Annotated in this window: 19 protein-coding genes; 4 read left to right on the forward strand and 15 right to left on the reverse strand. The window is 71.3% G+C overall.

Features of this window, described 5'->3' with window-relative positions; all coding sequences use genetic code 11:
• Positions 1 to 15: 15 nt before the first annotated feature.
• The 4 genes from ACFJGV_RS03050 to ACFJGV_RS03065 are packed head-to-tail and all read right to left on the reverse strand — an operon-like array spanning position 16 to position 4,405.
• A complete protein-coding gene (locus ACFJGV_RS03050) occupies positions 16 to 1,458 on the reverse strand; it encodes an aspartate ammonia-lyase (RefSeq protein WP_378146737.1) in 1,443 nt (480 codons plus the stop codon).
• Between the two features lie 50 nt (positions 1,459 to 1,508).
• A complete protein-coding gene (locus ACFJGV_RS03055; protein WP_378146739.1) occupies positions 1,509 to 2,903 on the reverse strand; it encodes an aldehyde dehydrogenase family protein in 1,395 nt (464 codons plus the stop codon).
• A 48-nt stretch (positions 2,904 to 2,951) separates the two neighbouring features.
• Positions 2,952 to 3,209 (reverse strand): hypothetical protein, encoded by a 258-nt coding sequence (locus ACFJGV_RS03060; protein WP_378146740.1) that lies wholly within the window; start codon positions 3,207 to 3,209, stop codon positions 2,952 to 2,954.
• Positions 3,206 to 4,405 carry an anion permease gene (locus ACFJGV_RS03065; RefSeq protein ID WP_378146741.1) on the reverse strand — a complete coding sequence of 400 codons (1,200 nt, stop codon included), beginning with the start codon at positions 4,403 to 4,405 and terminating at the stop codon, positions 3,206 to 3,208. Before ACFJGV_RS03065 ends, ACFJGV_RS03060 begins: the two co-directional genes overlap by 4 nt.
• An 85-nt stretch (positions 4,406 to 4,490) precedes the next feature.
• Here ACFJGV_RS03065 and ACFJGV_RS03070 point away from each other — a divergent pair, with 85 nt between their 5' ends.
• Positions 4,491 to 6,641: a S9 family peptidase gene (locus ACFJGV_RS03070; RefSeq protein ID WP_378146742.1), complete on the forward strand. Its 2,151-nt coding sequence runs from the start codon at positions 4,491 to 4,493 to the stop codon at positions 6,639 to 6,641.
• 598 nt (positions 6,642 to 7,239) lie between these two features.
• Here the strand turns inward: ACFJGV_RS03070 and ACFJGV_RS03075 are convergent.
• Both ACFJGV_RS03075 and ACFJGV_RS03080 read right to left on the reverse strand, forming a co-directional pair.
• Positions 7,240 to 9,354, reverse strand: coding sequence for a DEAD/DEAH box helicase (locus ACFJGV_RS03075; RefSeq protein ID WP_378146743.1), 2,115 nt, complete (start codon positions 9,352 to 9,354; stop codon positions 7,240 to 7,242).
• 181 nt (positions 9,355 to 9,535) lie between these two features.
• The gene (locus ACFJGV_RS03080) at positions 9,536 to 9,880 is read right to left on the reverse strand and encodes a DUF6804 family protein (RefSeq protein ID WP_378146745.1); all 345 of its coding nucleotides are present in this window, start codon (positions 9,878 to 9,880) and stop codon (positions 9,536 to 9,538) included.
• 39 nt (positions 9,881 to 9,919) lie between these two features.
• On the opposite strand from ACFJGV_RS03080, the gene ACFJGV_RS03085 reads away from it, so the two are divergent.
• Together ACFJGV_RS03085 and ACFJGV_RS03090 are read left to right on the forward strand one after the other, a co-directional pair.
• Positions 9,920 to 10,318, forward strand: coding sequence for a hypothetical protein (locus tag ACFJGV_RS03085; protein ID WP_378146747.1), 399 nt, complete (start codon positions 9,920 to 9,922; stop codon positions 10,316 to 10,318).
• Between the two features lie 28 nt (positions 10,319 to 10,346).
• On the forward strand, positions 10,347 to 11,681 hold the full coding sequence (locus ACFJGV_RS03090) for a M20/M25/M40 family metallo-hydrolase (RefSeq protein ID WP_378146748.1): 1,335 nt from the start codon (positions 10,347 to 10,349) through the stop codon (positions 11,679 to 11,681).
• Between the two features lie 40 nt (positions 11,682 to 11,721).
• Here the strand turns inward: ACFJGV_RS03090 and ACFJGV_RS03095 are convergent, their stop codons facing one another.
• The 8 genes from ACFJGV_RS03095 to ACFJGV_RS03130 form a co-directional block, all read right to left on the reverse strand.
• On the reverse strand, positions 11,722 to 12,312 hold the full coding sequence (locus ACFJGV_RS03095) for an SGNH/GDSL hydrolase family protein (RefSeq protein ID WP_378146750.1): 591 nt from the start codon (positions 12,310 to 12,312) through the stop codon (positions 11,722 to 11,724).
• Positions 12,309 to 13,862, reverse strand: a complete 1,554-nt coding sequence (locus ACFJGV_RS03100) for an SDR family oxidoreductase (RefSeq protein WP_378146751.1) — start codon at positions 13,860 to 13,862, stop codon at positions 12,309 to 12,311. The genes ACFJGV_RS03095 and ACFJGV_RS03100 overlap by 4 nt, the downstream gene beginning before the upstream one ends.
• A 95-nt stretch (positions 13,863 to 13,957) precedes the next feature.
• Positions 13,958 to 15,169, reverse strand: a complete 1,212-nt coding sequence (locus tag ACFJGV_RS03105) for an MFS transporter (protein WP_378146753.1) — start codon at positions 15,167 to 15,169, stop codon at positions 13,958 to 13,960.
• A 10-nt stretch (positions 15,170 to 15,179) separates the two neighbouring features.
• The gene (locus ACFJGV_RS03110; protein ID WP_378146754.1) at positions 15,180 to 16,109 is read right to left on the reverse strand and encodes a bifunctional riboflavin kinase/FAD synthetase; all 930 of its coding nucleotides are present in this window, start codon (positions 16,107 to 16,109) and stop codon (positions 15,180 to 15,182) included.
• A complete protein-coding gene (locus tag ACFJGV_RS03115) occupies positions 16,106 to 16,549 on the reverse strand; it encodes a hypothetical protein (protein ID WP_378146756.1) in 444 nt (147 codons plus the stop codon). The genes ACFJGV_RS03110 and ACFJGV_RS03115 overlap by 4 nt, the downstream gene beginning before the upstream one ends.
• Positions 16,550 to 16,638: 89 nt before the next feature.
• Positions 16,639 to 17,007 (reverse strand): hypothetical protein, encoded by a 369-nt coding sequence (locus ACFJGV_RS03120; protein WP_378146758.1) that lies wholly within the window; start codon positions 17,005 to 17,007, stop codon positions 16,639 to 16,641.
• Position 17,008: 1 nt separating this feature from the next.
• Positions 17,009 to 17,932 carry a tRNA pseudouridine(55) synthase TruB gene (truB, locus tag ACFJGV_RS03125; RefSeq protein ID WP_378148610.1) on the reverse strand — a complete coding sequence of 308 codons (924 nt, stop codon included), beginning with the start codon at positions 17,930 to 17,932 and terminating at the stop codon, positions 17,009 to 17,011.
• 85 nt (positions 17,933 to 18,017) lie between these two features.
• Positions 18,018 to 18,620 carry a hypothetical protein gene (locus tag ACFJGV_RS03130; protein ID WP_378146759.1) on the reverse strand — a complete coding sequence of 201 codons (603 nt, stop codon included), beginning with the start codon at positions 18,618 to 18,620 and terminating at the stop codon, positions 18,018 to 18,020.
• A gap of 45 nt (positions 18,621 to 18,665) precedes the next feature.
• On the opposite strand from ACFJGV_RS03130, the gene ACFJGV_RS03135 reads away from it, so the two are divergent.
• Positions 18,666 to 19,577: an A/G-specific adenine glycosylase gene (locus ACFJGV_RS03135; protein ID WP_378148611.1), complete on the forward strand. Its 912-nt coding sequence runs from the start codon at positions 18,666 to 18,668 to the stop codon at positions 19,575 to 19,577.
• Here ACFJGV_RS03135 and rbfA read toward each other — a convergent pair.
• The gene (rbfA, locus tag ACFJGV_RS03140; RefSeq protein ID WP_378146760.1) at positions 19,547 to 19,993 is read right to left on the reverse strand and encodes a 30S ribosome-binding factor RbfA; all 447 of its coding nucleotides are present in this window, start codon (positions 19,991 to 19,993) and stop codon (positions 19,547 to 19,549) included. The genes ACFJGV_RS03135 and rbfA overlap by 31 nt on opposite strands.
• Between the last annotated feature and the right edge of the window lie 37 nt (positions 19,994 to 20,030).

A 20,030-nucleotide genomic window follows, 5' to 3' on the forward strand; every position in this document is an offset into this window, starting at 1 on the left:
CTGCATCGATCCGGGTCACGCGTGCTCGTCCATGCTGATGATCGGGATGGCGGCGGTGACGGCCTCGAGCCCGGAGAGCCGCGCCGGCGAGACGAGCTTCGTCACCCGCTCACGGCTCATCAGGCCCGCCTCGACGACGAGGTCGACGATGCTGCGGCCACTGCGGAGCGCCGACTTCGCCAACGAGGATGCCGCCGCGTAGCCGATGTAGGGGGTCAGCGCTGTCACGACACCGACCGACGACGCGACCATGGCCTGCAGCCGCTCGGTGTTGGCGGTGATGCCGTCGACGCAGTTGACGCGGAGGGTACGGCAGGCGCCCGTCATCCACGCCAGGCTCTGCAACAGGGAGTGGGCGATCACGGGCTCGAAGGCGTTGAGCTGGAGCTGCCCGCCCTCGGCGGCCATCATCACCGTCGTGTCGGCGCCGGCGACCGAGAACGCGACCTGGTTCACCACCTCGGGGATGACCGGGTTGACCTTGCCGGGCATGATGCTCGACCCCGCCTGACGCGGCGGCAGGTTGATCTCGCCGAGGCCCGCCTGCGGGCCGGAGGAGAGCAGACGGAGGTCGTTGCAGATCTTGCTCAGCTTGATCGCCGACCGCTTGAGCGCTCCCGAGAGGCTCATGAACACACCCGCGTCGCTCGTCGCCTCGACGAGGTCGACGGCGGTGACGTGCTGGAACCCGGTCAGATCGCGGAGGTGCCGACAGACCGTCGCGGCGTAGTTGGGGTCGGCCGTGATCCCCGTGCCGATCGCGGTCGCGCCGAGGTTGATCTCCCAGAGCAGCGGCATGATGTCGCGGAGTCGCTGGGCGTCCTCCCCCAGCGTCGTGGAGAAGCCGTGGAACTCCTGGCCGAGCGTCATCGGCACGGCGTCCTGGAGCTGCGTGCGCCCGACCTTCAGCACGTCGGCGAACTCCACACCCTTGGCGCTGAACGCGTCGCGCAGCTTCGCGTGCTCCGCCAGCAGACGCTCGAGCGAGAAGCAGAGTGCGAGCTTGACCGCGGTCGGGTACGTGTCGTTGGTGCTCTGGCTGCGGTTGACGTCGTCGAGGGGATGCAGCACGTCGTAGCTGCCCATCGCGAAGCCGTGCTGCTCGAGCGCGACGTTCGCCACCACCTCGTTGGTGTTCATGTTCGTCGAGGTGCCCGCCCCGCCCTGGATGACCCCCACGACGAACTGGTCGTGGTGCTCCCCGGCACGGATGCTCTCGCACGCCGCCTCGATCCACTCGGCCTTCTGAGGATCGAGCACACCGATGTCGCGGTTGGCGCGAGCCGCGGCCTGCTTCACGATGACCAGGGCGTCGACGAGGTCGGGGTAGACCGAGATGGGACGGCGGGAGATCGGGAAGTTCTCCAGCGCTCGCGCGGTGTGGATGCCCCAGTACGCCTCGGCGGGGATCTCCACGCTGCCCAGGCTGTCGGTCTCGATGCGGTGTGAGGGTGTCACGTCTGCTCCGTTGCTCGATGATGGCGGCGCTCGTGGCGCCGCTGTCGACCCTAGCCGAGGCGACGCAGGAGACCGCGGATGAACCCGTCCTTCGCGGGGGTGTACGGCGGATACACGAGACCGAGCGTGTCGGGCGCGAGCCGCTTCGTCAGCACGGCCTTCCGATGGCTGAAGGTCTCGATGCTCGCGACGCCGTGGTACTGGCCCATGCCGCTGCCGCCGACCCCGCCGAACGGGAGCCCGGGCACGGTGAGGTGCGCGACCGGCACGTTGACGCCGACGGCTCCGGACGACGTCCTGGTGAGGAACCTCCGCTCGGTCTCGCGGTCGGACGTGAACAGGTAGAGCGCCAGCGGCTTGTCGCCGGACGTGATCCGCACGATCGCGTCGTCGGGGCCGTCGACGGGGATGACGGGCAGGATCGGACCGAAGATCTCCTGCGCCATGACCGGTGCGTCGGCCGCGACATCGGTGAGCACGGTGGGCGCGAGGTAGCGGGTGCGAGCGTCGAACCGACCGCCGACGGCGACGTTCTGGCCGTCGAGGAGCCCCGTCAGCCGGCCGAACTGCTTGTCGTTGATGATCCGTCCGTAGCTCGACGAGGTACGGGGGTCGCCGTCGTAGAGCTCGGCGATCGCCTCGGCCAGGTGCGGCACGATCCGCTCGGCGACGTCGTGGGGCGCCATCAGGTAGTCGGGCGCCACACAGGTCTGCCCGGCGTTGAGGAACTTGCCCGACGCGATCCGGCGGGCGGCCGAGGCCAGGTCGACGGTGTCGTCGACGTAGACGGGAGACTTGCCGCCGAGCTCGAGCGTGACCGGGGTGAGGTGCTTCGCCGCCGCCTCCATCACGATCCGCCCCACCATGCCGTTGCCGGTGTACAGGATGTGATCGAACCGCTCCTCGAGGAGCGAGGTCGTCTCCTCCACGCCGCCCTCGACCACGACCACCGCCCGCTCGTCGAGGTAGGAGGGGACCAGCCGCGCGATCGCCGCGCTCGTCGCCGGCGCGAGCTCGCTGGGCTTCAGCACGACGGCGTCGCCCGCGGCCAGAGCGCCCACGAGAGGGGCGAGCACCAGCTGCACCGGGTAGTTCCACGGCCCGATCACCAGCACCACACCCAGCGGCTCGAGGATGGTCTTCGCCGAAGCTGGAACCAGCGACAGCGGAACCCGCACCCGGGTGGGCCGGAGCCACGACCGCAGGTGCTTCAGGGTGTGCTCGACCTCGGCGACCACGAGCCCGATCTCGGTGAGCTGCGACTCGGCGGGGTTCTTGCCGAGGTCGCTGAACAGGGCATCCTCGAGCTCGGTGCCCGCCTCGAGCAGCAGCCTCCGCAGGCCCTCGAGCTGGCGGATGCGCCACGACAGCGGCCGGGTCACCCCCCGTTGGAAAGCGCCGCGCAGGGCGGGGACGACGGATGCGGGTGCGGTCTCCACGGCCATCCCCCCATGCTACGAGCGCCCGCTGACCGCCGGTAGGGAACGTGCTGTCTAACCGTGCAGGAACGGCACGATGAGGTAGATGCCGAACAGCACCGCGGCGGCGCACAGGAGGAAGCAGGTGATCGCGCCGACCACGGCGATCATCGGACGCGCGACCTCGACGCCCGCCTCGAGGTCGGCCCCGTCCTCATCGGTGCGCCGGGGGCCGAGCAGCCGGACGCCCAGCGAGTACAGGCTGACCACCACCGCGGTGGCGACGAGGGAGGTGAGGGCGACCACGAGGAACGCGGCCCAGTCGATGCTCATGACGCGCCCCCCTGCGTGCTGGCGGCCTTCCGGCGCCGCCTCGTGGCCTTCGGCGTCCGCACCACCTCGCCGGCGGCGCTGACCTCACTCACCGCGTTGGCGCTCGTCACCTCGTTCTTCCGCGATCGGATGAGGATGACGACGACCACGAGGCCGCCGACCACGAGGTCGATGACGATGCCCACGGGGCCGAGACCCGCGACGAAGGCGGCGAGCGCACCCACGAGTGCCGACGCCGGGAGGGTGAGCACCCAGCCGAGCGCCACCCGACCCGCGGTGCCCCACCTCACCGACGCGCCCTTGCGTCCGAGCCCCGAGCCGATCACGGAACCCGAGGCGACCTGGGTGGTCGAGAGCGCGAAGCCGAGGTGGCTCGACGCGAGGATCGTCGCCGCGGTGCTGGTCTCGGCGGCGAAGCCCTGGGCGGGCTTGACGTTCGTGAATCCCGAGCCCACGGTGCGGATGATCCGCCAGCCGCCCGAGTAGGTGCCGATCGCGATGGCGAACGCGCACGCGACGATCACCCAGAGCTCGGGGCCGCTGCCCGCATCCTGCAGGCCGGCCGCGATGAGGACGAGCGTGATCACGCCCATCGTCTTCTGGGCGTCGTTCGTGCCGTGGGCGAGGGCGACCAGCGAGGAGGAGAAGATCTGGCCGTAGCGGAACCGGCCGCGGATGCCGTTGCCCGCATCCTTCGGGGTGTTCGTGATGGCGTACGCCAGGCGGGTGGCCACGAACGCGACCACGCCGGCCACGAGCGGCGCCACGACCGCGGGCAGCACGACCTTCCCGACGAGGACCCCGTAGTCAACCACCCCGAACCCCGCACCGACCACGGCGGCGCCGATGAGGCCGCCGAACAGGGCGTGGGACGAGCTGGACGGCAGACCGAACAGCCAGGTGACGAGGTTCCAGAGGATGGCGCCGACCAGCCCGGCGAAGATCAGCTCGGGCGAGATCATCACCCCGCCCGACCCCTCTCGGATGATGCCGCCCGAGATGGTCTTCGCCACCTCCGTGCTGAGGAACGCCCCGACCAGGTTGAGACAGGCGGCGATGAGCACGGCCACCTTCGGCTTCAGAGCCCCTGTCGCGATGGGTGTCGCCATCGCGTTCGCGGTGTCGTGGAACCCGTTCGTGAAGTCGAAGACGAGTGCGAGCGCGATCACGAGGACGACGATGACCCAGGGATCCATGGCTCTCCTGCCGTCTCGTCGTTCACCCATCGTTCACCGATGAGCAACCTCATGCTACGGCCCCGGCGGCGTCTACGCTGAAGCCATGACCGTCGAACCGCCTGTCGCGGCCCGCAGGCCCGTCACCCGAGTCCATCACGGCGACGAGGTCGTCGATGACTACGAGTGGCTGCGCGCCAAGGACGACCCCGAGGTGGTCGCCTATCTCGAGGCGGAGAACGCGTACACCGAGGCCCAGACGGCGCACCTCGAGACGCTCCGCACCGAGATCTTCGAGGAGATCCGGTCGCGCACGAAGGAGACCGACCTCTCCGTCCCCGTCCGCGAGGGCGGGTGGTGGTACTACACGCGCACCGTCGAGGGATCCCAATACGGCATCCACTGCCGCGCGCCCCTCTCGGGAGACGACGACTGGACGCCGCCGACGATGGCGGACGGATCCGGGCTCCCCGGCGAGCAGATCCTCCTCGACGACAACGTCGAGGCCGAGGGCGTCGAGTTCTACTCGCTCGGCAGCTTCGACGTCTCCCCCGACGGCACGCGGCTGGTCTGGGCGGCCGACACCGTCGGCGACGAGCGCTACACCCTACGAATCCGCGACCTCGAGACGGGTCACGACCTCCCCGACACCGTGCCGGGCACCTTCGCGGGCGCGGTCTTCTCGCCCGAGGGCGATGCGGTCTACTACCCCACCGTCGACGACGCGTGGCGTCCCGACACCATCTGGCGGCACGTCGTCGGCACCTCCGGCGACGACGACGAGCTGGTGTTCACCGAGCCCGACGAGCGCTACTGGGTGGGTGTGGGCGTCACGCGCTCGCGGCGCTACGTCGAGATCGTCGTGGGGTCGAAGATCACCAGCGAGGTCCACCTGCTCGACACCCGCACTCCGGATGCCGGGTTCCAGGTGGTCTGGCCGCGGGAGATCGGGGTCGAGTACACCGTCGAGCACGCCGTCGTCGGCGGCCACGACCGCCTCCTCGTGCTGCACAACCGCGGCGCGGTCGACTTCGAGCTGGTCGAGGTCGACCCCGAGCGCCCGGACGACCTCGGTCACGGACGCGTCGTCCTGGCCCACCAGCCCGGCCGCCGCCTCGAGGAGGTCTCCGCGTTCGCGCGCTTCCTCACCGTCGACTACCGACGTGACGGACTCACCCGGATCGCCGTGATCCCGCTGCCCGAGCTCGTGGAGACGATCGACCCGGGGGCCCTGCACGAGTTGACGTTCGAGGAGGAGCTCTTCGCCGTCGGCACCTCGAGCAACCCCGAGTGGGAGCAGCCCACGGTGCGATACGGCTTCACGTCGTTCATCACACCGCCGTCGGTGTTCGAATACGACGTCGCCACGGGCACGTCGACCCTGCTCAAGCAGCAGCCCGTGCTCGGCGAGTTCGACCCGGCCGTCTACGAGCAGCGGCGGGTGTGGGCCGCCGCCGACGACGGGGTCTCGATCCCCGTGTCGATCGTGGCCCGCCGGGGCGTGCTCGACGCTGGACCGGCGCCACTGGTGCTGTACGGGTACGGGTCGTACGAGGCGAGCATCGACCCGTCCTTCTCGGTCGCTCGGCTCTCGTTGCTCGATCGCGGTGTCGCGTTCGCCATCGCCCACGTCCGCGGCGGCGGTGAGATGGGCCGCGAGTGGTACGACCACGGCAAGACGCTCACGAAGCGCAACACCTTCACCGACTTCGTCTCGGTCGCAGAGCACCTGGAGTCCACTGGCGTGACCGCCTCCGATCGGCTCGTCGCCCAGGGCGGCAGCGCCGGCGGTCTCCTCATGGGCGCGGTCGCCAACCTCGCGCCGCAGCTGTTCACGGGAATCCTGGCGCAGGTGCCGTTCGTCGACGCGCTCACGTCGATCCTCGACCCGTCGCTGCCCCTGACGGTGATCGAGTGGGACGAGTGGGGCGATCCGCTCCACGACCCCGAGGTGTACGCCTACATGAAGTCGTACACGCCGTACGAGAACGTCGCCGACCAGCCGTACCCGCGCATCCTGGCCACCACCAGCCTCAATGACACGCGCGTGCTCTACGTGGAGCCCGCGAAGTGGACCGCGCGCCTCCGCACGGTCGGCGCCCCGGTGCTGCTGAAGACGGAGATGTCCGCCGGCCACGGCGGCGTCAGCGGCCGCTACGAGCGCTGGCGCGAGATCGCCTTCGAGTACGCCTGGACGCTGGACGTCCTCGGCGCCGCCGCGCCAGCGGCCCCTGGAGCGACGAGTCCTTCCGCCTGAGCTCGAGGCGCACTCAGCGCGGGACGCGCCCCCGCGCGTATCGCGGATCTGACACTCGCGGTGCCCTGACGCCCCGCGAGCCCACCACCAGTGCCACATCCGGCGCGCAGGGACCCAGCTACGGGCTGGGCTTCGCAAGAGCGCCCGACTGAGCGGGTTGCGCCCGCGCAGCGCATCCTGAAGGCCCCGAGGGCCCCGCCACGACACTGAGCGGGCCCAAGCCGCCACGACGCGCTGACGGCACGGCAGCACACGCCTCCCGGCGATCGCGGATCTGACACCTGTGGCGTGCTCAGCAGGCGCGAGCCCACCACCAGTGCCACATCCGGCGCGCAGGGACCCAGCTACGGGCTGGGCTTCGCAAGAGCGCCCGACTGAGCGGGTTGCGCCCGCGCAGCGCATCCTGAAGGCCCCGAGGGCCCCGCCACGACACTGAGCGGGCGCAAGCCGCGACCACGCCCGGACGGGCCGGCCGGACACGCCCCGTCGAGGCCGCGGATCTGTCACCCTGGCGGGGCGCAGACGGCCCGGCTGGACCCCGCCGGGCCGCCGGAAGCCCGGCCGACGGGCCGGGCCGCCCGGAACCCGGGCCGCGGGCTCAGCTCAGGGCGTCGCGGAGGAGGGAGACGAGGGCGTCGAGCTGGACGGAGTCGCCCGAGGAGACCTCCACGTCGGAGCCGTCGAGCGCGCGAGCGGCGAGGCCCTGCTTGCTGTCGATGAGCTCGGCGATGCGGGTGTCGATCGTCTGCGCGGCGACGATGCGCCACGCCGTCACGGGCTCCTCCTGGCCGATGCGGTGCACGCGGTCGATCGCCTGCGTCTGCTCGGCGGCGGTCCACGACAGCTCGGCGAGCACGACGTTGGACGCGGCCTGCAGGTTGAGGCCGACACCGGCGGCCGTGAGCGAGCAGACCGCCACCGACACCTCCGGGTCCTCGTTGAACGCGTCGATCTCGCGCTGCCGGAGCGTGGCGCTCTGGTCGCCGCGGATCGACACGGTCTTGAGGTCGCGCTTGGCGAAGATGTCCACCGCCGCGTCCATCACGTCGATGTGCTTGGCGAAGAACACCACCTTGCCCACCGACCGAGCCAGCTGCGCGGCGTAGTCGGCGGCGAGCGGCGCCTTGGCGGTACCGATCTGGCGCACCATCGTGAAGACGTTGAGGCCGGTCTCGGTGGCCGACGTGTCCTCGAGCTCCTGGCGGGCGACCAGGCGCATGAGGTCGTCGTCGGGCGCCTCGCCGATCTCCTCGTCGCGCGACGCGGCACGCGCCGACACCAACCGGCGGTAGCGCACCACCAGACGCGAGGCCAGCTCGCGCTCGGCCTCGCGGATGGAGCGGCCGAAGTCGTCGTCGAGCTCGACCGGCAGGTCGACGATCCGCTTCGACGGCAGGTCGGCGGCGACGTCGATCTTGCGTCGGCGGACGATGCCGAGGTCGATCACGGCCTCACGGGCGGCGGGGAAGAAGCCGTGGTCGGCAGGCGTGAGCCCGGTCTCCTCGAGTCTGTCCATGAGGGGCGCGGCCGGCTTGTCGCCCTCGATCCAGCCGAGGAACTGCCAGATGGCGCGGAAGTCGTCGACGTCGTTGATCAGCGGCGTTCCCGTGAGCGCCATCATCAGCGGGTCGCCGCCGGGGGCGGTGCGGCGGATGCGGTCGGCCAGGGCAAGCACATTGCGCGAGCGCAGCGAGTTGAGGTTCTTGATGAAGTGGGCCTCGTCGATCACCATGCCCTTGAAGCCCAGGTTCCCGAGCCACGACAGATGCCGGTCGAGCACCTCGTAGTTGACCACCACGACGTCGGCGAAGGCGTCGAGGTTCTGACCGTCGCCGTGCACGACGGTCGCGCGTCGCTGCGGCGTCCAGATCTCGACCTCGCGCGCCCAGTTCATCTTCACCACGTTCGGGACGACGGCCAGCAGCGGGTACGCATCCGCGACCGAGGCGGCGAGCAGCGACTGCGCGGTCTTGCCGAGGCCCGGCTCGTCGGCGAGCAGGAAGGTGCGGTGCCCCTCCTGCACGCTCATGAGGAAGCGGGACTGGTGCTTCATCAGCTCGTGGCCGTTCGGCGAGAGCCGGTCGATGCGCGGGGCCTCGGGCAGCTCCATGCTCGCGGCCTGGCCGCCCGCGCCGTACTCGAACGCGCGGTACAGCGGGCCGAGGAGCTCCCAGTTGGCCAGCCGCCCGACGGCGTGAGGGCGCGCCGGGGTGAGGTCGGGCGCGAGGAAGGGGTTGGCGAGGCGACGTGCCTTCACCGACGACGGGACGACCTGCCGCTCCGCCAGCTCCGGTGGCACGACGGTGGCGACCTCGGTGAGCTGCGGGGCAGGCTCCTCGTCGGGCACGTCGTGGCCGGCGTCGAGCAGGTACTCGCGCCGGAGACTGCGGGCGGCGGGCGAGACGGCCGCGTCGTTCTCGAGCAGGGCGATCAGCGAGGTGTCGCGTGCGGCCGTGCGCGCGAGGATCGAGGCGATGCCGTCGAGACGCTTGAGCTGCTCGGCGCGGTCGGCCTCGCTCAGCGTCTCGTCGGACTTGATCGACGCCCGCTCCTCACGCATGAGGAGAGCCACCACGAGGAACTTCGTGCGGTTGGACGGCGAGACCTTCCCGCGGCCCGCGGCCGCCTCGACCTCGCGCACGCGGCGCGCGAGGATCGGGATGAGGCCCGTGTTGTCTGGGCTCTTCGTACGGCGTCCGCCGGACCTTGACATCGTTCTCCTGTGGAGGTGTGGCGTCGTCCCCGATCGACACGGGGACGGGAGAGCTGCCGGATCGCGAGGGTCGTGCGAGCGGCCGCTGGGTGACGGCAGCCGGGGCCGAGCGAGCACGAGACGTGGTCGGCGCGAAAGATCGACTGGATCCGCCGATGACGATTCTACGGCAGACGGACGCTCAGCGCCTCTCGGCGGGCCGACGCACCTTGATGAGGATCCCGCTGGCCACGAACACGGCCGCCGCCGCGATGTGCAGCGCCTGGAAGACGAGGGTGTCGAGGTCGATCGGCAGCACCGGGTTCCAGATCACCGCGATCGGCAGCAGACCGAGCAGCCACCACCACTGGCGGGCCTGCAGGGCGAAGACGCACATGATGAGGGCGAGGATGCTCACCAGGTAGCGGCCGAGGGTGAACCAGTCGGAGTCGACCACGGCGACGAAGGCCATCAGCACGACCGCGCCGAGGAGACCCGGGGCCAGCGCGGGCCTGGTGAACGCGGGGGTGGTCTGCCTGGTGCTCATCTCTCGCCAATCCTACGTGCCCCTCGATATGGTGATTGCATGAGCATCCCCTCGGTGTCCGGCACCTCTCCGTATGCCGGGCCGCAAGGCCTCTGGACGGCAGACCCCGAAGAGCTTGCAGCCCGCCTGTTCGTCACCGTCTTCGCCGGGCAGGGTGCTGTGCCCCTCCCCCAGCGCGACATCTCCGACGTCTACGCGATCCTGGCGTCGCTGGGCGGGTACACGCTTCCGGATGTGCGCTCCGGCAACACCCAGCCGCTCGGCCTGACGGTGCAGCTGGCGCAGGAGTGCATCCTGCTCTGGGAGCGCGCCACGGTGGCCACCCGGCTGAGCGCCGGCAGCGGTCCGGTGGCCCAGACGATCACCATGCTGCGCTTCGGTCCCGGCGTGCTCGGCTCGAGCGACCCGGTCGCCGCCCTCAAGGCCCGCCTCAAGTGATCCCGCCGCTCGGGCTCCGGCCGCTCGAGTGAGCACCCCCGCAGACGCGGTCGAACGGCTCCGCGAGCTCCTCCGCATCCCCACGATCTCGCTCATCGACAGCGCCGACCTCGACGTCGACGCGTTCGAACGATTCCGGTCGAGCGTCGAGGCCTTCTACCCCGCGCTCCACGCCGCGGCCGAGCGGGAGCTCGTGCGTGAGCACACGATGCTCTACCGCTGGCCGGGTTCCACCGACGGGCCCGTCACCGTGCTCATGGCCCACTACGACGTCGTGGTCGCCACGGAGGAGGGCTGGGCGCATCCGCCCTTCGCCGCCGACATAGTCGGGGAGGGCGCTCAGCGCGAGCTCTGGGGCCGCGGCACGATCGACGACAAGGGCTCCGTGGCCGCGATCCTCGAGGGCGCCGAGACCCTGGCGGCGGCGGGCTTCGTCCCCGAGCACGACGTCTACCTCCTGTTCGGGCACGACGAGGAGACGAACGGCACCGGCGCGCGCGAGGCCGCTCGGCTCCTCGAGCGACGCGGCGTGCGGATCGGGCTCGTGCTCGACGAGGGCGGCGCCGTCGTCGACGGTGTCTTCCCCACGGTCGACCGCCCCATCGCGGTCGTCGGCGTGAGCGAGAAGACCACCACGATGATCGAGCTGCGGGTCGAGCAGCAGGGTGGCCACGCCTCGACCCCGCCACGCGAGACGGCGACGTCGCGGCTGTCTCGCGCCGTCGTCCGCATGAACGCGCACCCGTTCCCCGCCACGCTCAATCCCCCGGTCGAGCGGATGCTGCGGGCCGTCGCCCCGCACGGCCGCGGCCTGGTGAGGTTCGTCCTGTCGCGGCCGAGGCTCTTCCGGCCCCTGCTGATCCAGCTCCTGACGAGGCTCAGCGTCGAGACCAGCGCCATGCTCCGCACCACCGCCGTGGCGACGATCCTGTCGGCCGGCCACGCGCAGAACGCGCTGGCGGAGTCGGCCACCGCCGTCGTGAACGCGCGCATCGCGATCGACTCCGACACCGCACGGGCGGTACGGCGGCTCACGCGCGTGATCGCCGACGATGCCGTCACGATCACGGTGACGCAGGCCGCCAGACCGTCGGCCGTCTCCGAGATGGACGGGCCCCGCTGGGACCTGGTCGCCTCGACGATCAACGCCGTGTACCCCGACGCGGTCGTCGTGCCCTACGTGCAGACGGGGGCCACCGACTCCCGGCAGTTCTCGCGCCTGTCGTCCACCGTCTACCGGTTCAGCCCGTTCCACATGACGGGCGACGAGCGAGCCGCACTCCACGCGAAGGATGAGCGCATCCACGTGGATGCCTACCTGAAGGGCATCACGTTCTTCGAGCGGCTGATCGCCGAGCTCTGAGGCCCCGGCTCTGGGGCCCCGGCTCGGAGGCTCCGAGTCGCTACTCGTCGAGGGCGTTGAGGGCGTTGAGCTCCGGGAGACGGATCGGTCGGCTCGACGGGGGCAGGTCGCGCACTCGCTCGACGCCGGGGACGAGCTCGGAGAGCCATGCCTCGTAGCCGGCTTCGTTCAGGTGGAGGCCGTCGTCGGTGTAGGCCTCGTTGAGCCGACCGTCCTCGAGGGCCATCACGGGCCAGAGGTCGAGGTAGTGCGCCTTCACGGTGGCGGCGAACTGCCACACGTGGCGATTGATCTCCTTGAGGAACTCGGCGTACTCCGCTCCTCGCGGCAGGACCGACTGCACCAGGATGCGCGCATCGGGCAGCGCCTGACGGAGCATCACCAGGATGGTCTCGATGTTGCGCACCACCTGCTCGACCGCGCGACGGTTCGCCACGTCGTTGGTGCCGATGAGCAGCACGACGGTGTCGGGGTCGAGCGCGGTGACCTCGTCGAGCCTCTCGATGAGGCCCTCGGTGGTGTCGCCGCCCCGGCCGAGGTTCACAGCCTCGACGTCGGGGAACCACTCCTGCCAGCGGCCGCCCTCCGTGATGCTGTCTCCAGCGAAGACGATGGTGGGCTTCTCGGTCATCGGGTGCCTCCTCTGAGGGCGGGTCCGGTGGGGGTGCTGTCCATCCTCTCGGGCTCGTCGCCGCGATGCAAAGCGGCGCTCTCGCGATCGGCGGCCAGGGCGGACTGCGTGATCCGGTTCGCCATGCCGTTGAAGATGATGCCGTGGAAGGGCAGGATGACGAGCCAGTAGAGGCGTCCCCCGAGCCCTCGCGGGAAGAAGACCGCGCGCTGGTGGTAGTGCGAGCCGTCGCCCTCGGGCTCGACGCTCATCTCGAGCCAGGCGCGTCCGGGCACACGCATCTCGGCCCGCAGTCGCAGCGAGCGCGGCCGGTCGATGTCCTCCACACGCCAGAAGTCGAGCGCGTCTCCGATGGCGAGCCTTCGCGGATCGCGCCGACCTCGCCGGAGCCCGACACCGCCCACGACCTTGTCCATCCAGCCGCGGAGCGCCCATGCGAGCGGGAACGAGTACCACCCGTTCTCACCGCCGATACCCTCCACGACGGTCCAGACCGCCTCGGGCGACGCGTCGGTGGTGCGGTCCTTCACATCGGTGTACACCGTGTGGCCGGCCCAGTCCGGGTCGCTCGGCAGCGGATCGGCCGGGGCACCGCGCACGTCGGAGTCCTGCCAGCTCGTCTCCACCTCGCCGTCGCGGGTCTTCTGCAGCGCACGGCGCACGGCGAGCCGGTAGGGCGAGAGCCCTTCCTCCGGATCGGGGATCCAGCGGGCGATGTCGTGCTCGCGGGCGACGCACTCGAACTGGAGACTCGCGATGATGGGCACGGCGAGGGAGCGCGGGATGGGCGTCACCAGGTTGACCCACTGCGAGGCGAGCCACGGTGTGAAGACGGGCAGCGACGCGATGGGGCGCTGGTGGAGTCCCGCCTCGAGGGCGTACCCGTTCATCATCTGGCCGTACCGGAGCACATCCGGGCCGCCGATGTCGAACGTGCGGTTCACCTCGTGCGGGAGGTCGGCGGCGGCGACGAGGTAGTAGAGCACGTCGCGGATGGCGATCGGCTGGATGCGGTTGCGCACCCAGCGCGGCGCGGGCATGTACGGGAGAACCTCGGTGAGGTGCCTGATCATCTCGAAGGACGTCGATCCGGAGCCGATGATGACCCCGGCCTGGAGCGCAGCGGTCGGCACCCCGGACGCGAGCAGCACCTGGCCCACGCGCGTCCGCGACCGCAGGTGGGGGCTGAGGTCCTCGCCCTCGGGGTGCAGGCCGCCGAGGTAGACGATCCGGCCGACGCCGGCCTTCTCCGCGGCCTCGGCGACACCCTGGGCCGCCTTCTCCTCGGCTTCCTCGAAGTCGCCGCCCGAGCCCATGGAGTGCACGAGGTAGTAGAGCACGTCGACGTCCGCGACCGCGTCGGCCAGCGCCTCCCGGTCGGCCAGATCGCCGACGGCGACCTCGACATCGCCCGCCCAGGGCACGTCGCGGAGCTTCTGGGGGTCTCGCACGAGCACCCTCACGGTGAACCCCGCCTGCAGCAGCCGAGGCACGAGCCTGCCGCCCACGTATCCGGATGCGCCGGTCACCAGCGCGCGTCGAGTCGTCATGTCCCTCTCACGGTAACCCCGACCGGCCCGACCCGCTCGTGTCGACCCCGTCGGACCACGGCGCGGACCCGGGCCCGTCGCTCTCGGGTGGCCCATCAGGCCCGCTCGTCCTCCAGGAGCACCGGGCGCGACGCCACGAGCCCGATGACCGCGGACGACGCCCCGACGGCGCCCAGGACGATGAGCGGCACGGTCCACGACCCGCTCGCCTCGTGGATCACCCCGACGAGGAGCGGTCCGAGGGCGCTGAGGGCATAGCCGCCGCCCTGCACGAAGCCGCTCAGCGCCACCGCGCCCTCGTGCGTCCTGGTGCGCAGCGAGATCAGCGCCAGCGACAGCGGAAAGAGCATCGGCCCGAGCCCGATGAGGGCGACCCACAGCCCGGTCGCCGCCGTGGGCGCGAGGAGCAGACCGAGGTAGCCCGCGGCGTAGAAGGCCGCCGCGATGAGGATCAGCGGCAGCACCGACCGCATCCGTGCCGCCAGGACGGGGACCAGCAGGGCTGCGGGCAGTCCCATCACCGCGAACAGCGACAGGAGCGCACCGGCCTGCTGGTCGCTCACGCCCGCCGTGTCGGTGAGCACCTCGGGTAGCCAGGCGAACATCGCGTACGCGTTGAATCCGGTGGCGGCGAACAGGGCGAGCAGGGCCCAGGCCATGATCGACCGATGGACCCGGCCGCTCCAGCCGCGCTCGGGGACGTCGGCCTCCGGATCCGATGCTCGGGCGCGTCGGCCCTCGCGGAGAAGGAGCAGGATCCAGGGGATCATCGTCGCGACGGCGAGCACACCCCAGACGCCGAGCTCGACGCGCCAGCCGGCCGCCTCGGCCACCGGCACAGCGACGAGGGGCGGCACCGTCGCTCCGATGGAGAGCGCGGTGGCGTAGACGCTCGTCATCAAGCCGATGCGCTGGGGGAAGTACTTCTTGGTCAGCGGGGGGAGCAGCACGTTGGCGACGCCCATGCCGCCGAAGGTGAGCACACTGCCGAGCAGCAGCACCGGGTACGAGTCGGCGATCCCCCGGACCACGTCGCCGAGCCCGATCGCGGCGAGGGCGACGACGAGAAGCGCCTCGATGCCCATCCGTCGTTGGATCGGCGGGGTCAGCAGCCCGAACGCGGCGAAGCAGAGCGGCGGCAGCATCCCCAGCACGCCGAGCCCGGCCGCGCTGAGAGGGATGTCGGCGCCCACCCGGTCGACCACCGGCGACAACGCGGCGACGGACGTGCGCAGGTTGAGCGCGAGCACCACGATCCCGACGAACGCCAGCACGCCGCCGGCGCGACGCCGGCTCGCCTCGCTCACGCGGCGTGCGTCACGAGAGCAGCTCGCGGATGCGCCGGACGTCGTCGTCCATCTGCGCGATGAGCGGCTCGACCCCGGTGAAGCGGACCTGCCCGCGCACACGGTGCACGAAGGCGACCTCGACGACGTGGTCGTAGAGGTCGAGCTCGCGGTCGAGCACGTACGCCTCTACCTGCTTGGGCGGCACGCCCTCGAAGGTCGGGTTGCTGCCGACGGAGATCGCGGCGGGGTACACCTCGCCGCCGTCGGTGAGCGTTCCCGCGTAGACGCCGTCGGCGGGGATGAGTCCCTCGCAGTCAGGAGACAGGTTGGCCGTCGGGTAGCCGAGCTCGCGCCCGCGCGCGGCCCCGTGCACCACCATCCCGCGCACCGACGGGGCACGGCCGAGCAGCTCGGTCGCGCCCTCGACGTCGCCCTGCGCGAGCAGCTCGCGGATCCATGTGGAGGAGACCTTGCGGTCGCCCTCGGGGCGCACGTCGGCGACGACGTCGACCTCGAAGCCGAGGTCGGGCGACAGGGCGCGGAGCGTGTCGATCGACCCGGCGCCCTTCGCCCCGAACCGGAAGTCCTCACCGACCATCACGAACTGCGCAGCGCAGACGTCGCGCAGCACACGCGCCGCGAACTCGTCGGGGCTCATGGCCGCGAGGGCCGCGTCGAAGGGCAGCAGAAGGGTCGCGTCGACCCCGGCCTCGGCGATGAGGTCGAGTCGCTGGGCGTTGCTGACGAGCGGCGCAGGCCGGGACGCGGGGTCGAGGTGGGCGAGCGGATGACGGTCGAACGTCACCACGACACTCGTCAGGTCGCGGGTGTGCGCGACCCGGACGAGCTCGTCGATCACCGCGCGGTGCCCGCGGTGGAGGCCGTCGAACTTGCCGATCGTGACGGCGCTGGGACCGAATCCGGCGGGGACCTCGTCGAGCGACCGGAAGACCCTCATGCCTGCGACCGCCTCGTGCGGTAGAGCCAGAGCATGCCGAGCACCGGCAGCACGAGCGGCACGAACAGGTACCCCATCCCGTACCACGACCACACCGAGGCGTGGGCGAACAGCTCAGGATGGGTGAGGCTGAGGGTTCCCACGGTGAGCACGCCCAGCAGCTCGAACGAGATCGTGACCCACGCCACGCGGTACCAGATCCGCCCGGGCGCGATGAGGGCGATCGTGGCGACGATGTAGACCACGGCGGCCAGCGCCGACAGCGAGTACGCCACCGGGGCGTCGTCGAACTCGCGGGCGATCTGCACGAACGAGCGTCCGGTCGCGGCGAGGGCGAGGACGCCGTAGACGAAGACCAGCACCAGGCCGATGCCCCTGGCGCGAGGACGACGCTGCTTCTGACTGCTCTCGACGGGAGCTGCGGGGTTCTGGGTCGCCATGGCGGATACGAGTCTAGGCCATCGTCCCCGGCCGTCGGCGGCGGTCACGGCCGCACCAGGCAGCGACGACGGTCCGCCCTGCCGGGCGTTCAGGAGACCTGCACGAGCCAGATCTGGTTCATGCGCCAGACCATCACCGCGATGGCGAGGCAGACCGCACCGATGACCACGGTGCTCCAGCGGCTGCGCTCGACGAGCGCCCAGAACCCTCCTGCGATCGGCAGCAGGATGGCCGACACCAGGTAGACGTAGAACTCGAGCAGGTCGCCGCTGGCCGGGTTGCCCACGGCCGGGGCGACGAACGTGACGATCAGCTGCACGATGAGCAGCAGCTCCACGAGCGCGAGGGCCCCCATCGTCAGATCGCTCGGCACCCTGCGGAGAAGCCCCAGGACGACGCAGAGGATCCCCGCCGCCACGGCGATGAGGACCTGCGCGATGCTGAACCAGAGGACCACGTCACGCCCCCGTCTGGTCGGCGGGGAAGTTGACGAGCGTGCGGGCGATGCCCTTGTCGACCCGGACCAGCCCGACGAGCCGGCCGTCGCCGGACACCGCCGCCACCGGTCCGGCTGTGTCGGCGTGCTCCACCGGGATGCGCTTGCCCTGGCCGAGCGCGACCGCGCCGTCGGCATCGAGGCGCACCACGGGGAAGAGCCGTTCCGCCGTCTCGGTCGCCCCGAGAAGCTCAGGCGTCTCGGCGGACAGCGTGGTGCCGTCCACGGCTTCCGCGACCGCGAACGGTCCGATGGCCGTCCGGCGGAGCGCCGTGAGGTGGCCGCCCACACCGAGCGCCTCCCCGGCATCACGGGCGATGGCGCGGATGTAGGTGCCCGACGAGCACCGGACCACGATGTCGACGTCGACGACCCCGTGCCCCTCGACCTCGAGGCGCCGCGGATCGGCCGTGCGCGTGATCGACTCGATGGTCACCGACCGCGGCGCGAGCTCCACGTCCTCCCCCGCCCGCACCCGGGCGTAGGCGCGCTGGCCGTTGACCTTGATGGCGCTCACCGCGCTCGGCACCTGCTGGATGTCTCCGACCTGAGCGGCGAAGGCGGCGTCGATGGCGGCATCGGTCGCCGGGTCGACCGTATCCGCCCACGACACGATCTCGCCGTCGGCGTCGTCGCTCACCGTGGTGGCGCCGAGCCTCACGGTCGCGTGGTACTCCTTGCCGAGTCCGACCACGTAGGTGAGCAGGCGCGTCGACGCTCCCACACCCAGCACCAGCAGGCCGGTGGCCATCGGGTCGAGGGTTCCGGCATGCCCCACCTTGCGGGTGCCGAGGGCGCGGCGAGCGCGCGCGACGACGTCGTGGCTGGTGATCCCCTGAGGCTTGTCGACGAGCAGGATGCCGCTCTGCGGCGCCGGGGATGCGATCACCCCGCAACGCTAACAGCTGACGGCCGAGCGTCTCCCGGAGCACGATCCTGCGTCGCGGGCGCCTGCCGGTCGGCGGCGGCCGTCAGCAGCTGTCGGCGAAGACCCGGCGCGGATGCGCGGGGTCGGCGGAATCGACGATGGCCGTCGCGCCGAAGCGAGGCCCCGCCTCCGCCTGGTAGAGCTCGTCGGCGCCCTGGAGCACCTCGGGCACCTCCGCCCAGCGTGTCTCGACGTAGACGGTCGCGTTGAAGCGTCCGCGGAGGCCCGGGCGCTGGAGGAACGGCCCGTCGAGCACGAGGTACGCGTCGGGCCCGGCGGTGGTCCACGCCGACTCCGCCACCGTGTCGCGCTCGGCGTCGAAGGCACGGACCTGGAACCCGGTGCTTCCGCCGAGCTTGAACGGCGCGAGCAGGACCCGCTGCAGCGTCGGGACGTCGTAGCGGTCGAAGTACTCGCCCTCCGGCGTCGCCCGGACGCGCTCGGCGGGCATCCGGAAGTCATCGAGGCTCGCCCGCACCGCCTGTCGACCGTCGCGGCGCAACGCGGCCGCCAGCTCGTCGGCGATCAACCGGGTGCCCGCGATCCCGTCGACCGCGACGGCGATCCTGCCCCGACCGTAGTTGTGCGTGATCTCGGCCGCGAGCCCATCGGCCAGCAGCGAGGCGGGAGTGGTCTCGAGCTCCATGGATCCAGTGTACGAGCGCGCGATGCGTACAGTGGTCGGGTGCCGATTGCTCGAACCGACCTGCAGGATGCGGTGATCGAGTGGTTCGCGCACCACGCCCGCGACCTGCCGTGGCGCCGCCCCGGCTTCCCGGCGTGGGGCACGCTGGTCTCGGAGATCATGCTGCAGCAGACCCCCGTCGTCCGCGTGATCCCCCGGCTGGCGGAGTGGCTCGAGCGCTGGCCCGAGCCCCGCGACCTGGCCGCCGACTCCCCCGGTGAGGCGGTGCGGATGTGGCAGTCGCTCGGCTACCCGCGTCGCGCGCTCCGGCTGCACGCCTGCGCGGTGGCCATCGCGGAGAGGTTCGACGGACGGGTTCCCGACGACGTCGACGCGCTGCTCTCGCTGCCCGGGATCGGCGACTACACCGCCCGGGCCGTGGCGGTCTTCGCGTACGGGCGCCGCGCACCCGTCGTCGACACGAACGTGCGCCGTGTCATCGCTCGCGCGGTCGACGGCGCACCCGACGCGTCGGCGCCGAGCGCCCGCCGCGACCTCGCGGCCATGACGGCGCTTCTGCCCGCGGATGTCGTCGACTCGACCCGCTTCAACGCGGGGATGATGGAGGTGGGCGCGCTGATCTGCACCTCCCGGACGCCGAAGTGCGAGCGGTGTCCGCTGTCTGCGCTGTGCGTGTGGCGGCAGCGCGGGTATCCCGACGACGAGGTCGCCCGACGACCCGTGCAGAAGCGCTACGAGGGGTCCGACCGGCAGGCCAGGGGCATGCTGCTCGGGCTCGTCCGCGTCGAGGCGGATCCGGTCGCCGAGGAGGACCTCAGGCGCGTGCTGCCCGACGGCGCCCGCTTCGGGCGGGCGCTCGACGGACTCCTCACCGACGGACTGCTCGAGCAGACGGCCGACGGGCGCTTCCAGCTGCCGGGAGCGGCTCAGTCCTCGTCGTCGTCCTCGTCGGCCTGACGCGGCTTGACGTACGGATCCTCGTCACCGGCGTACCGCGCCGACTGGGCCAGCGACTCCACCTCGGCGTCACGCGCGTGCGCCTCGGCCAGCAGACCCTCGATGTGCTGCGCGTTCTCGGGGATCGCGTCGGCGATGAACTCGAGCGACGGCGTCAGCCTCGCCGTGATGTTGCGGCCCACCTCGGTGCGGAGCATGCCGGTCGCCGCCTTCAGCGCGGCAGCCGAGTCGGTCCGCTCCTGCTCGGTGCCGTACACCGTGTAGAAGATCGACGCGTGCTGCAGGTCGCCCGTCACCCGCACATCCGTGATGGTGACGAACCCCAGCCGCGGGTCGCGCAGGCCCTTGTCGAGCCGCTTCGCGACGATCTCCTTGATGCGGTCGGCCATCTTCCTGGCCCGTGCCTGGTCCACCATCTCCTGTGCCTCCTTGCGTGTACCCGAAACGGGCGGC

Source organism: Cnuibacter sp. UC19_7 (assembly GCF_042699995.1).
Taxonomy (GTDB): Bacteria; Actinomycetota; Actinomycetes; order Actinomycetales; family Microbacteriaceae; genus Cnuibacter.